This window comes from Acetivibrio sp. (assembly GCF_035371925.1).
Classification (GTDB): domain Bacteria; phylum Bacillota; class Clostridia; order Acetivibrionales; family Acetivibrionaceae; genus Hungateiclostridium.
In genome coordinates this window covers 1-13,955 of record NZ_DAORXT010000079.1, presented here as the reverse complement: position 1 = coordinate 13,955, position 13,955 = coordinate 1, and the positions used below count along the sequence as shown (strand labels likewise).

The following is a 13,955-nucleotide window of genomic DNA, read 5'->3' as shown; positions in this document are numbered from 1 at the left end:
GACATTGATACAGAAGCTTCAATAGAGGGTTTTAAGGATGGCATCATTGTATCATACCGGGCGTACTCTTCCAACGGAAGAAAACCAGCAGTCAGTCCCAGAGTTATGTTTAAGATATTAACCTATGCATATATGAATAATATATATTCCAGCAGAAATATTGAGGCTGCTTGTAGAAGAGATATCAACTTTATGTGGCTGCTTGAAGGAGAGCCAGCACCAGATCATACAACGATAGCTCGATTTAGAAAGAATTACTTGGCTGATACAATAGAAGATTTATTTTATCAGCTGGTAAAGTATCTATATACTCTTAATGAAGTAAAATATGAGAATCTTTTTATTGATGGTACGAAAATTGAAGCAAATGCAAACCGCTATACGTTTGTATGGAAAAAGGCTGTAAATAAGAATGAAACTAAAATGTTTGATAAGTTACAGTCTTATATAGATGAGATAAATCAAGCATTTAAGACTAATTTTATGATTTCAAAAGAATGCAAGGCAGAAGATCTTGGGAAAGTACTTGCATATCTGAAGGAAAAGCAAAAAGAAGGTAATATTGAATTCGTTAGTGGAATTGGGAAAAGAAAGTCAAAATTACAAAAATACACTGAAAAGATTCAAGAATTTAAAGTACGTCAGGAAAAATATGATATACATAATCATTATTTTGGGGAAAGAAACAGTTATTCGAAAACTGATCCTGATGCAACTTTTATGCATATGAAGGATGATCACATGCGTAACTCTCAGCTAAAGCCTGCTTACAATGTACAGATTGCAGTAGAAAGTGAATATGTAACAGGTGTTGGGATATTTCAGGATAGAAGTGATACTGCTACCTTAATACCATTTTTAAAAAATATGGAATTAAAACTTGGAGAGAAGTATAAGAATGTTATCGCAGATTCTGGCTACGAAAGTGAAGAAAATTACCTATATTTAGAAGAAAACAAACAAAACTATTACATAAAGCCTCAAACATATGATATATGGAAAAAGAAAAGCTTTAAGAAAGATATAAGTAAGCGTGAAAATATGCTATATGATGCAGAAAGAGATGAATATACATGTCATAATGGAAAGAAATTAAGGCTAATAGGTATAGGCCATAGAAAGTCTGCAACTGGCTACCAGTCTGAGGTCAGTATATATGAATGTGAAAATTGTAGTGATTGCCCACATAAAGAAAAGTGCACTAAATCAAGAGGCAATAGACGAATGCAAGTGTCCAAAACATTCATTGAAAAGAGGCAAATATCTTATGAAAACATCATGACAGAGAAAGGAATACTATTACGGGTAAACCGTTCTATCCAGGTAGAAGGAGCTTTTGGAGTATTAAAAAATGATTATAATTTCAACCGATTCTTAACGCGTGGAAAGAATAGTGTAAAAACCGAATTTCTTCTCCTCTGTTTAGGATATAATGTGAACAAATTACACTCAAAAATTCAAAATGATAGATGTGGTATTGATCTTCATCAATTAAAATCGGCCTAAGTTTTCCAAAAAAGTATATAGGTTTATTAAGTATGCTCAAAATTAGGAGTGATATAGAAAATTAATATAAATAATGAAATTTATGTATCAATTTTACTTTATAGCAATAAAAGAGAGTGTTGCTTGGCTACTTTTTAAAGTAGTTTTGCAACACCCTCTTAAATTTTTGATTATATATAATAAAATGATAGATACTTTCATATTTATGGTTCGACTTTTACAGAAGAGTATTGCACCCCGTCTTTAAGCTCAATAACCACTGCCGTTTTTACAGGGTTATGGTTCTTGTCAATACTGAATGTTCCTGTAACACCTTTAAATTCTGTTGTATTGTCAAGTGCTTCCTTTATTTTAGCAGGATCAGTTGAATTTGCCCTTTTAATAGCATCAGCAGCAAAATATCCGAGGTCATATCCAAGAGCGCTAAAAGCATTGGGATCTTTACTGTTCTTGTTCTTAAACTCTTCCATGAACTTAACGATCAAAGGATCCTTATCAAGTGATGAATAGTGGTTTGAGAAATAAACCTTGTTTAAAGCAGTTTTACCGGCTAATTCACCTAAAACAGGAGAATCAAGACCATCTCCTCCAAGCACCGGTTTATCTATTCCCAAAGCTCTCGCCTGCTTGATAATAAGCCCTGCTTCATTGTAATAACCTGCAATAAGTAAAATATCAAATGTTTTATCTTTTATCTTTGTAAGAATGGCATTAAAATCCTTCTCATCTTTTACAAAGGCTTCCTGAGCCACTATAGTACCGCCGTTCTTGGTAAAAGTCTCTGTAAATGTTTTTGCAAGTCCTTTTCCGTAGTCACTAGAATTATCCATGAGGACTACTGCATTTTTAGCATTAAGGTTTTTTGATGCAAAGTTTGCCATTACAGTACCCTGAAATGAGTCGTTAAAGCAGATCCTGTATGCGTATTCCTTTACACCCTTTGCATCAACAGTGACATCATCAGCAGTTGCAGAAGCGGATATCAAAGGCACTTTATTCTTATCTGCAACAGGAATTGCTGCTTTGGTCGCACCTGTTGTAGCAGGTCCTAAAATAATCGATACATTTTCCTTAGTTGCAAGCCTTGTGGCTGCACTGGTGGACTCAGCCGGATCCGTTTTATTGTCCAACTTTACATATGTTATTTGTTTGCCCAATACTCCTCCTGCAGCATTAATTTCATCAATAGCCATTAGCACACCGTTGAGTGTATCCTGGCCATATGAAGCAGCCGTACCTGACAGTTCATAGTTCAAGCCGATTTTAATTTCATCCTGTGATTCAGATGTCTGAGCACATCCTGTAAAAAGTACCGTAGTCATTACTACAGCTAAAACTGTTGCCAAAACTCTTTTTCTTACCATCTTGCCTACCTCCTTATAATTTCACCAGATAACTTAAGCCTATTTTTCTCACTAATATGAAATCAAGCCATAAATACAGTTTAATGGTTTTATCAATACTAAATAGTATATTTCATTTTATACAAAAATAACTACAAAATGACTGTTTAAATATTGCATATGTTACCATTTTAAGTTAACAAAAGAAAACACTTAAAAAATAGTTAATATGACACTTAATTAACTGGCATTTATATAGTATAATTACCCAAATATAGAGCAAAAAAACATAGCATCTACTACCTCTTAAATTTCCCAGACATAAAAAAAAGACATGTGCTTCTTTAGCCTTTGATAAAAGCTACAAAACACATGTCTAATGTAGAGAGGTCTTATTTTAACCTTGCATCAATTGAATCCCTAATCAAATTAAATTCTCTTACCTGCTTGTATTTCGGCAGCATTTGATTTACATTTTCAATAACAGCTTCTATGTCAATATCCTGACAAACATATATGGCAGCTTTTATTAATCCGCCCTCTTCATACACTTTTACTTTAGAAATTTCCGCACTTTGTTGTATTAACCTTTCTATTTCCTCCGGATCTACATTTTCACCGTTTTCGGTAAGTATCATTCTTTTTTTACGTCCCATCAGATACAATTCGTTATTTTCATCTATGTACCCCAGATCTCCTGTAAGGAAATAACCGTCTTCATCAAACGCCTCTTTTGTGGCTTTCTCATTTCCATAATAGCCAAGAAACACATTGTCTCCTTTAACCGCCAACTCCCCGCAGCCGTTTTCATCAGGATTTATTACTTTCACATCAATATTTTCAAATATTGTTCCAACAGATTTGACATTGGGGCTATTGCTGTATTGAATGCTGAAAATGGAGGATGTTTCGGAAAGTGCATATGCTTCCATCATGTTAAGGCCTGAATTCTTGTATTCCCTTCGAATATCCACATTAAAAAGGGCTCCTCCCGAAAACATATACCTGATGTTGCCTCCAAACAATGTCTTTAAATTCTGCCCTGTTTGAACGGCAAGACCATAAAAACGTTCATATATAAGGGGAACGGCACAAAAAACCGTAGGCCTTACAATTTGAAGCTCCTCTGCGATTTTTTTTGTATCGGAGCATAAATATATCTGCATTCCCGAAATGGTGGAAAAGAGAAAATTACAAAGTCCCGCATAAGTATGATGCAGAGGTAAAAATAAGTAGCAAATATCGGTATCATTCATAGGTGCCCGTTTATATAGATTGTCCCATCCGCACAGAATATTTCGCTGTGAAAGCATGGATGCTTTCGGTACACCGGTAGTCCCGGAAGAAAACACAATTTTACACATTTTATCGTATTCTCTCTCTTCAAAGCAGAATATATCCTTTTTATTTTTAAGCAGTCCATATCCTTTGTCCAAAAGCTCGTAAAAGTCATCCTGCATGCATATATAAACTATGTCAAACTTGGATCTCAAATTATCTATTATGTCTTTTTTACTTTTGGAATATATAACGCATTTTACATTTGTTCTTTTAATTGCATCGGATACTGAGTATTCCTTCCACTCCTTATCAATAGCCACGTTTGTTCCCACATATCCCATTATCGCAAGATCGGAAACCATCCATTCATAGGAATTTTCTCCATATACTGCTATATTTTCGTTTTTCAGTCCATACGACAAAAGCACTTCAGCAAGTGCTAATGCATCATATATTGTCTGCCCGAATGTTTTTGCCCTGTATATGCCATCTACTCTTGTAAATATATATTCTCTGTCCTTCCACTTTTTATAATCTTCCTTTAAAATTCCCTGTATTGTCCTAGCCATATTAAACCTCCAATTTTAGCCTTTTATTGAAGTGACTTACTTAACAAAACATATTCGTACTGGTCCTCCCTCGCTTCTTCCACATACCCCTCAATAATTTTACCCTTTTTAATAAGTGCTCCTATGGATGAAGCCTGTTTTACTTGAAGATTATCCATAATGACCTGTGTAATTGCTTTTCCCAGTCCTCGATGCTTTTCGTCAACACCCATATACAAAAGAACATAATCGGAGCTTTTTCTTCTCTTACGCAATATATATAATAAAGTGAGCAGATTGAGCTTTCCATACAGCCTGTTCCCGTAATTGGGCATACCGATGAAAAATCCCACTGCCTCTCCTTCATAATAGGCAATTTTTACCATAGACATATCGAGTATCATTTTATAAGACGAATAAATCTCCTTAAAGTCATCTTCACTTAAATACTTGAATACCGGAAAATTGCTGTACAGCTTCATGATAAGCTTGTATACCTCACCAATTGCCTTGTCCCATGTTTTTTTATCCGGCGATACTATTTTATAGCCTTTTTGAGAAAATTCCTTAAGTCTTTCCTTGAACTTGGTTACTTCAAAACCTTTCTTGGGAAGCTTTCTATATATGTTTGAAACATATCTTTCTTCAATTTCAAAACCGTTATCTAAAAACAGATTGAGATAATAATCCTTGTTATAGGGTTCGGATACATATGGCGGTCGGTCAAAAAGATTCACTTTGAGTCTGTATTTAATCCAAAAGCTGGCATCTACAGGCCCAACCATTTTAGTCATACCATTATCTTTTGCCAGCTTCTCTGCAGATGTAAACATTTTACCTGCACACTCTTTATCGTCTATACATTCGAAAAAGCCTACGTATGCCATGTCGTCATCGGGATATTGAGTAATAACAAGCCTTCCCGCTATTTCTCCATTTTTATATGCACACAGCTTGTACAATTTGAAATATTTATTAAGAACATGCTTTCCTGTAAGAAGCTTGCGTTCCTCCACTTCATTTTGCATAATATCCTTTTTTCCATATAGCTTTTTAGGTAAAGAAAGGAAATCTTCAATATACTTTTCTTCATCGTTAAACCATATTATATCCATAACTCTTACCTTCCCTCTATTCTAATCTCGCCTGTACTGCCGTTCATATGAACTATATCCCCTGTTTTGAGCTTCTTTGTTATACCTTTTATACCTACTACAGATGGAATTCCCAACTCTCTCGAAATAATTGCGGTATGAGAAAGGAGCGATCCTTTTTCAGCTATTATCCCCTTTGATAATGTGAGATAGAAGACCCAGCCCGGGTCGGTCATTTTTGTAACAAGTATTTTGTTTTTAACATCATTTACCGCAGTAATGTCTTCAACAACAAGCACCTCACCCCTGGCTTCTCCATTGGAACAAGGTGTACCTGTTAAAACTGTCTCATCACTAAGTTCATTCTCAGCCTGATTTACGTTTCTTACTGTTTTATCGAATTGCTCTCCTGCAAAAATCAGCCTCGAGTAAGGAGGCAGCTTATAAAACTGCTTATATTTTAGCTTTCTTTCTTTCACCATGGAACGAAAATCATACAGACCGCCTTTTATGGAGTCGAACACCTCTTCCGTCCTTAAATAGAATATGTCTTCTGTTTCATCCAATAAACCTTCCTTTACCATATTGCTCCCTATTGTCAGAAATATGGTCCTTACCATGCCATAAATGCGGCTTCGATTAAGCCTTGATATTTCACGGTTTTTAATTCCCTGCATGGCACGTCGGCTAAGTCTTTCTACAGATTTTATCTTTCTTTTGGGAATATTGTCTGAAAATTTGACATCTGTGTCTTTACAGTTTAGAGTATTATGCAAATTATTGAGTTTTTCCCTATCCTTCCCATACTCTATTACTTTGTCAACTAAAAGCTTTGGATTGGAGCGGAACGTCTTGGTTTCCAATTTAAGCTCCTCCGTCATCCTGTCCCCATACTGCTTTATGTAATTATCAAACCTTTCTGAAAAGTCACTTTGGCTTGACTTAATAAACTCTTTAACCGTGGTGTCATTATCAAGGGCTTCAAGCTTCTTTATCCAACCCTCATCAACTGCCATTTTTGCCAATGCCACCAGCTCTCTTACCGGCTTCATGCTCTCGATATTGGTTATTCCCGAGATATACCGATTTGTTTCCTGCTCGTAGTTTTTAACACCGATTTTCTTTAATTTCCTTTTTAAAAGTGCAGTAAAAACAAACCCATACATATCGTTTAAAAGTGTAATGTCCCAATCCTTCAATACCGCATCGCCGATTTGATTGTATAGATTAACCAATTGTCCATTTTCCATGCCTTCATGATAGTTTTCATAAAATAGTTTTTCAACCCGGTCAAAGCTGGCGTTGAGCTTTTCCATACCTTTTTGTACATGAAAGGCTTCATAGATAGCGTTAAAATATACCCTTATCCTCTGAATTAATGATATATCGTTTTTTTCATCATCATGCTCTTTATTGGATACACCCATCATTTCCTGCCATATAGGTATAATTTTTTTGCTGAAGGGTAGAAACTTTATTACGGTATACCAGTTGCTTATTTTGTAATAGACTCTTCCATTTGCACTTCCAACCATCTGCCTGAAAACAGAATCATACTTCTCAACCATTTTTTTATTTTTCAGGCATCTGAAAGCTACTCCCTTAAACACACTGTAATATGCAAACTCAATAAAGGATTGTGTCAAAGGCAGTGTAATACCCGGATAACTTTCTACAATATTGCTGTTATCCAAAATAGTGGTTTTTGTGCTCTTTAAAGTTGTTATAGGCCTGATCTGAAGGATATAAATTTGTCCCTCCTTGATTGTAAACTCAATGTCCAAATACTCTCCGAAAAGCTCTTTTAACTTATCTCCATACCCGATAAGTTCCTCAATTTTTTCCCTGTCTAATACGGGTGAATCATCCATAGTCTCATAGTAGTAAAGCTTGTCGGTATTATTATAGAAGTATGATGTTGTTGAAACCCTTTCCTCAACCACACCGTCTCCCGTTCCCTCGCCTATTACAATTACCGATTCATTCAATAGTCCCTGGGGATTGGCGGTAAACATAACACCCGAGTAGTCTCCCTGAACCATTTGCTGTACAATGACACTCATGGATATTTCTTTAGTTATACCGTGCTCCTTGCAGTACAGGGCCACATTTTCACTGAAAATCGACTCTCTGCATTTATTTATTTTTTCAACCACTAAATTGGAATGCACATTCAAAAATGTATCAAACTGCCCGGCAAAGGAGCTTTCCGTCCCGTCCTCCGACAATGCCGCGGACCGCACAGCAAACAACTGCTCATCATTAAAATTATCTTCTATGTATTTATTGATACAGTCTGCCATTTGGTCGCTTTCAATATCTTTATGAGAAATAGCAAAAAGCTCAGGCACAGGTATTCCGTTAGACTTTGCCAAAAACAAATTTTGAGCCTTTTTACCGATTATATGATTTTTAAAATTTTCATCAGTAACAATTTTCATCAAATATACCCCACTATCAAATAAACAACTACAACGAGAACCATTGTGGCTTCCTGTATATATGTGTATCTTTCAACTTTATCAACTATTTTGTATTGTGTAGGATCCTTCATAAATGAAACAAACTTCCAGGTCATCCACATTATATTTAAAAACAACACACCGATTGCTATTCTGTTTAACCTGTATACCAGCAAAAAGTTGGTTATAATATCAACCCACGTCAGTATGAGAACAAATCTGACAGATTTCTTGTATCCAAACAATTTGGAGTAGGTGGTATATTCCGTTTCATCCTTTGGAGCACGGATTTTACGGGATATTTCCCATATAAGTGCTGGAAAATACAACGTAAATGCAACAAGAAAGCTTGTCAGTGTAAATGGATAAAGATCATACTTTATGCATGTAAAAGATATTATGTATATATTCATTATCAACTGTACTGGGTTATGTGTTACAAGTGCCAAGGGCAAGCTATTTTGAATTTTATGCTTTTTAAAAAACCAAACTGACATCAGAAAGCCGTATGTATACAAAAACAGAAAAAACAATATATTATTCATAAAAATGAAATTCAAAATACATGTTATTACAATCAGGACTGTAACCAATATTTTCAAGTCCCTTTTTTGTACACGCCCTGATGGCAACGGCCTTTCCGGGAACAATCTTTTGTCTGTTTCATAATCCTTGAAATCATCAGCAATTCGAAGTATAAGAAGAAAACAGAATATAGTAAAGCTTCCTACAAATTCCGCTACTCCTATTGAAAAATCTGTTACTCCATAGTTTAAAAGCAGAATGAAATATATTTCAAGGAAAACTATAATCCCAAGTATTAGTCTCGGAACTATGGGATACATCTCTTTAAAGTATATTGAAAGTCTTTTTAACATTTTCTCTCCCCTATTTTCTCACCTATTCTCTCACCGTACTTCACTTTTGTTTCAATGCCCTTGGCTGAGTTTGAAACAATATCTTCATCAATTGTTACTGTATTCTCTCTAAATAGAAGTACTATTGTGGAACCTCCCATTTCAAACCAGCCCTTTTCCTCACCCTTTTTAAAAGCTTCCTTTAAATTGTTAACTATCTTTCCCACCAGCAGTGCTCCTACTTCCATCTGCACCACTTTTCCAAAGTGCATCGTCTCAAGTACCGAATACTCCCTGCTGTTTTCACAATACACCCTATATTTTTTAGCAGAAATAGGACCTACAGTATGCAGTCTGCCTGAAATTTTCTTGCTGTACAAAAGCTTACCGTCATCACAATAGCAATAATGATGATAATCATCCACAGTAAGGCGAAATACAAGGCATGTTCCTCCTCTGTATTCTCCGGCAAGCTCCCTGTCATGAAGCAGCTCTTCAACGGTATAAATGCTGTTTTTTATTTTAATGCCAATGTCTTTTTCAATTTTATAATACATAAGCTTAGAATCCGCAACCGAAATCAGTACATTTTCATCCTTGGGAATTGGCCTTTTCTCGGGAATTATTGTCCTTATGAAAAAATCATTAAAAGACTTGTATTCCTTTTTTTGGTACTGCGTCATATCAATTCCGTATTCCTCTATAAAGGGCTGAATTCTTGCAACGGACTTTCTTAAGCCATTTTTCTTTGCATTATATCTTGAATACCATTTACCTGCAATAAAAAGCCTTAAAATAATCCGCCCTAAAACAGTATCATACAAAAACTTAAGCTGCTTTTCTTTAAATTGTTTCTCCTGATACAGGCTTTTGGTTTCACGATTATAAATATACACATCCATTTTCTTTTCTACCATTTGCTTTTCCACCATCTTATTTTCCCTTATCCCGCAAAAATAATGGCACAACATACTACGATTGCAATAAGCCCTAAAAATACATAGGCTATTCCTCTAGGTTTGGGCACTTTTATTTTGAGCACAAACAACAACGCCACAATAAGCATGACCAAGCTATAAAAAGCTGCAAAAATGCTATCCGATAATATGAAACTAAGAAACCATGCAGTTGTAAATATGAGGGCTGCAAAAGTCACAGGCAGGCCTGTGTAATGCTTGACGGGAGAATCAGTTGCTGAACTCTTTGCAACAATATTAAAATATCCCAACCTTGAAATGGCAGCCAATGTATAAGCTATATAAATCGCCACATTATACCACTTTGTTAAGCCCATTCCGCAGCATACAGCTATGGGAAGTGCCACAAAGCCCATCATATCCGCAAGAGAATCTATTTCCACTCCAAACAATTTCTCTTCCTCATTTCTCTTGCATCGTCTTGCAACCATCCCGTCAAATAGATCGCACACTCCGCTGATTGCAAGGCACAGCATTGCATAACGGATATTAGGTACAAATGAAAAATAAATCCCAGTGACCGCTAATGCCACGCCTATATAAGTAAGTATTATTGATTTGTTGTATAACCCTATAAACATCCCTTTAACTATTCCTTTTCTACAGTAATTTCTCCGGTTGTCCCGTTTATTGTTATTGTGCTTCCGTCTTTAATAATCCTTGTGGCATCGTTTGTGCATACCACACAGGGAATTCCGTATTCCCTCGAAACAATAGCTGCATGGCACAATATCCCGCCATATTCGGTGACAATACCTTTTAAAATGGCAAACTTGCTTGTCCACCCAGTGTCCGTAAACTTTGTCACAAGGATATCCCCCACCTGAAGGCGGTCTATTTCAGCAAGGCTGTTGATTACCCTTGCAGTTCCCGTAACCGTGCCGTTATTACATCCGATTCCCTTTATCCCGCCGGATATCGTCTTTCTTTTGTGGGAATCCACATTAAATGCTGCTCCAATTTCATTTTCACTTAAAAAATTGCGAAAGGACTGATAATACTTTCTGTTCCTTACTATGATATTTATTAAATCCTCTTTTGTAATCTTCCTGTCGATAAATCTAAAAACATCATCTATCTTTGTATACCAAATGTCATCTTCACGTGTTAATATTCCCGACTTAACATATTCTTTTGAAAGCTTCATTGTAAAAATACGTATTATATAGTAAAATCTTGTGGAAACATCCCTGAATTCCTCTCTCCACCAAAGCATGCTTCGCATTTTAGCTATACTTTCTTCCAACTTGGAATACTTCCTGCTGCCAACCCGTTCCTTCAATTTCTGCTTTTGTTTTTCAAAAACGTCTGCCTGATGCTTTCTGTCTCCTTCAGGGCTAAGGCTGTCATCTAACGCGATTGTTTCCTTAAACATTTTAATAACGCTTTCCACATCTTCGCAGTAGCATGGATATGTTACATCCAGCTCCTTTTCGGAATGATAGCCATACAAATCAATAAATTCAGCCAACTTCGGTATATAGTTCTCACTGCTTTTTTCATCATACGCCTTTTTAATTGCCGATATTTCGCTGTTACTCCAAAAGTCATATGCCTTTTTATCTGCGATAATCCTTCTCGATACATCCCACATATAGTAAAAAGGAAGAAGATGAGATATGTTGTCAAGCCCTCCAATAAGGTTAAAATACTCTCCGCTGCTTACATACTTAAGCAATCTATCCTTAAAAATAGACTGGTTGACTGTATTGATGAATATCTGCCAGAAATATGTACTTTCGCTTTGGAGATAGTCTTCCTTAACAAGCTTGTACCATATGGATTCCAAATCACCAATCTTTTCTTGATTATTGTAAATTTTAACATAGTTAAAATATTTATCCAAAAGCTCACTTTTAATTTTCTCAGCATTCTTGCTTCTTTCAGCAACTATCTTCTTCTGTGCTATAGCCATTCTTAGAATCCCCAATAGAGTTTTAGGCGTTATCCTTGTAACCTCTCCATCGCCCTCGTAAGTAGGCATAACACCCAAATCATTATCAAACTCTCTCTCCTTGTATCCCGGAACCTTTGACATGGCCGTTTTTACAAGACTTAAATTCCAATAGGGCCGTCCATAGAACATGTCACCGGCCTTTCGCCATTCATTCTTTCTGAGGATTTTAGCATCAAACACAAATTTCTTAAGGGTATACTCCCAAATGTACTCATAAAGGCTCCACATATAGGGAGTGCACACACCGGCCGATACCCCTCCATCCTTAAAATCGGCTGTTGTCCACTGATCCTTTATGCCTGAATACATTATTTTTGTTATGGCACGTGCCTGAACAAAATATATTTTTCCGTTTCTAATGGCAAACTCTATGTCACATGGTAATCCATAGAGAATCTGAATATCCAGTGCCATTTTGGCAAGCTCCAAAAACTTTTCTCTTGTCAAAAGCTTATTGGTACCTTCATATGATTCCTTGCCGTCAAACCAATTATATAAATAGCGTTCCGGGTTAACCCTGCCGCTTACAATTTCCTCTCCAAGCCCCTTAGCCGCTTCCACAACAATTTCTTTATCATTTCCGGTAAGTGGATTTACAGTAAATACAATACCGCTTACATCTGCTTCAACCATTTCCTGAACAACAACTGCCATTTTAAGGTCACTTACGCCCAGTTCGTTATCAATGAGGTAAGACAACACTCCCTCTCTGTACATGGACTTGTAGCATTCCAAAGCTTTCTTACATATTTCATCAATTCCTTCTACATTTAAAAAAGTGCGGTATTGCCCTGCAAAAGCAAAGCCTGCAAGGTCCTCCTTGAGGCCGCTGCTGCGTACCGCATATTTTTTATTTTGAAGAAAATTTGATATTTCAGATACAATATTATCATTAATTTTTATTCCATCAAACAGATTAATTATTTGCGAACTGATTTCCCTTATATTATTTTTATTTATTTTTGACAACAATTCATTAATTTTGCCGTCTAATCCATTTGTTTTTATTATTTCATCAAATGTATCACTGTCAAGCACAAAGCCGTCGGGTACGCAAAATCCGTTATTTTTTAAATGTATAAGCGAATGTGCTTTATTTCCTACCTTGTCCGCCCCGACATAACCGCTTAAACCAACAAGCATACTATATCCTCCTAAAACATGTTCTTCCTGAGCTTAACCAAATACAACAACATGTTTAAAACTATATGTGTTAATGCACCAACCAATACATATGTAAAGTAAAATTGTATCGACATTGTATAAACAAAGCAAACTACCAATACACACCCAAATATTGAATCAGCTTGGTCCATAAATATAAAAAACACCTTTTTAAAGCCATCTGTGGTCTTTCCGGGCTTAATATCCATTCTTCTTTTTATAAAGCTGTTGGGAAGTTCGAAAAGGGCATATGCGAAGCCAAGCATTACGCCCATTACAGCATTATACATAATGGTGTTTTCTCTTGTGGCATATATATAATTGTGTGCAGTGAGATATGCATTTGTATCACAGATAAGTCCCCATAGAATGGTCAGAACAGCTCCCCCAAGCATCATTCCGACAAATCCCTTCCATGTTTTGTTATCACCAAACAATCTTCTTCCATCCCATATACAAATCCCGCCATCAATGGGTTTTCTCATGAAATCACACACAGGCAGCTTACACCAAATCATATTAAATATACCTGCCAGTATGACAGGAAACAATGTTATGTACATTTCTGCCAATTTTGTAAACAATTTCTTTTTCCTTCTCTCTCAAATAAAAATAAATCAATTCACAGTCAATATTATAGCAAATTATGTACACTTATACCACCGTATTAATTTCCATTATTCTTTTAAGATAATTTTTAATATACTGCAAAAAATAGATAGGTATTTGCTTTTTTCATAATATCATATAAAATTCTGTTTTTCAC

Annotated in this window: 10 protein-coding genes; 1 reads left to right on the top strand and 9 read right to left on the bottom strand. The window is 35.9% G+C overall.

The genetic code is table 11. The features are described 5' to 3' along the window. Positions 1-1,506, top strand: a 1,506-nt coding sequence (locus PLH43_RS10470; RefSeq protein WP_324362840.1) for an IS1182 family transposase, incomplete at its 5' end; no start/stop codon positions are given. Between the two features lie 203 nt (positions 1,507-1,709). Here the strand turns inward: PLH43_RS10470 and PLH43_RS10465 are convergent. The 9 genes from PLH43_RS10465 to PLH43_RS10425 all read right to left on the bottom strand — a co-directional run bounded on the left by PLH43_RS10465 (position 1,710) and on the right by PLH43_RS10425 (position 13,773). Then, positions 1,710-2,870 (bottom strand): ABC transporter substrate-binding protein, encoded by a 1,161-nt coding sequence (locus PLH43_RS10465; protein ID WP_324362838.1) that lies wholly within the window; start codon positions 2,868-2,870, stop codon positions 1,710-1,712. A gap of 371 nt (positions 2,871-3,241) precedes the next feature. Then, on the bottom strand, positions 3,242-4,699 hold the full coding sequence (locus PLH43_RS10460) for an AMP-binding protein (RefSeq protein ID WP_324362836.1): 1,458 nt from the start codon (positions 4,697-4,699) through the stop codon (positions 3,242-3,244). A gap of 23 nt (positions 4,700-4,722) precedes the next feature. Further along, positions 4,723-5,793 carry a hypothetical protein gene (locus PLH43_RS10455; protein WP_324362834.1) on the bottom strand — a complete coding sequence of 357 codons (1,071 nt, stop codon included), beginning with the start codon at positions 5,791-5,793 and terminating at the stop codon, positions 4,723-4,725. A gap of 5 nt (positions 5,794-5,798) precedes the next feature. After that, a complete protein-coding gene (locus PLH43_RS10450; protein ID WP_324362832.1) occupies positions 5,799-8,213 on the bottom strand; it encodes a phosphoenolpyruvate synthase in 2,415 nt (804 codons plus the stop codon). Further along, entirely contained in the window at positions 8,213-9,112 is a 900-nt protein-coding gene (locus PLH43_RS10445; protein WP_324362830.1) for a UbiA family prenyltransferase, read from the bottom strand. Before PLH43_RS10445 ends, PLH43_RS10450 begins: the two co-directional genes overlap by 1 nt. Next, positions 9,106-9,993, bottom strand: coding sequence for a phosphatidylserine decarboxylase (locus tag PLH43_RS10440; RefSeq protein ID WP_324362842.1), 888 nt, complete (start codon positions 9,991-9,993; stop codon positions 9,106-9,108). Before PLH43_RS10440 ends, PLH43_RS10445 begins: the two co-directional genes overlap by 7 nt. Before the next feature lie 41 nt (positions 9,994-10,034). After that, positions 10,035-10,649, bottom strand: coding sequence for a CDP-alcohol phosphatidyltransferase family protein (locus PLH43_RS10435; protein WP_324362828.1), 615 nt, complete (start codon positions 10,647-10,649; stop codon positions 10,035-10,037). Between the two features lie 8 nt (positions 10,650-10,657). Further along, a complete protein-coding gene (locus PLH43_RS10430; protein ID WP_324362826.1) occupies positions 10,658-13,168 on the bottom strand; it encodes a PEP/pyruvate-binding domain-containing protein in 2,511 nt (836 codons plus the stop codon). An 11-nt stretch (positions 13,169-13,179) separates the two neighbouring features. Then, positions 13,180-13,773 (bottom strand): CDP-archaeol synthase, encoded by a 594-nt coding sequence (locus PLH43_RS10425; RefSeq protein WP_324362824.1) that lies wholly within the window; start codon positions 13,771-13,773, stop codon positions 13,180-13,182. Positions 13,774-13,955 lie beyond the last annotated feature (182 nt).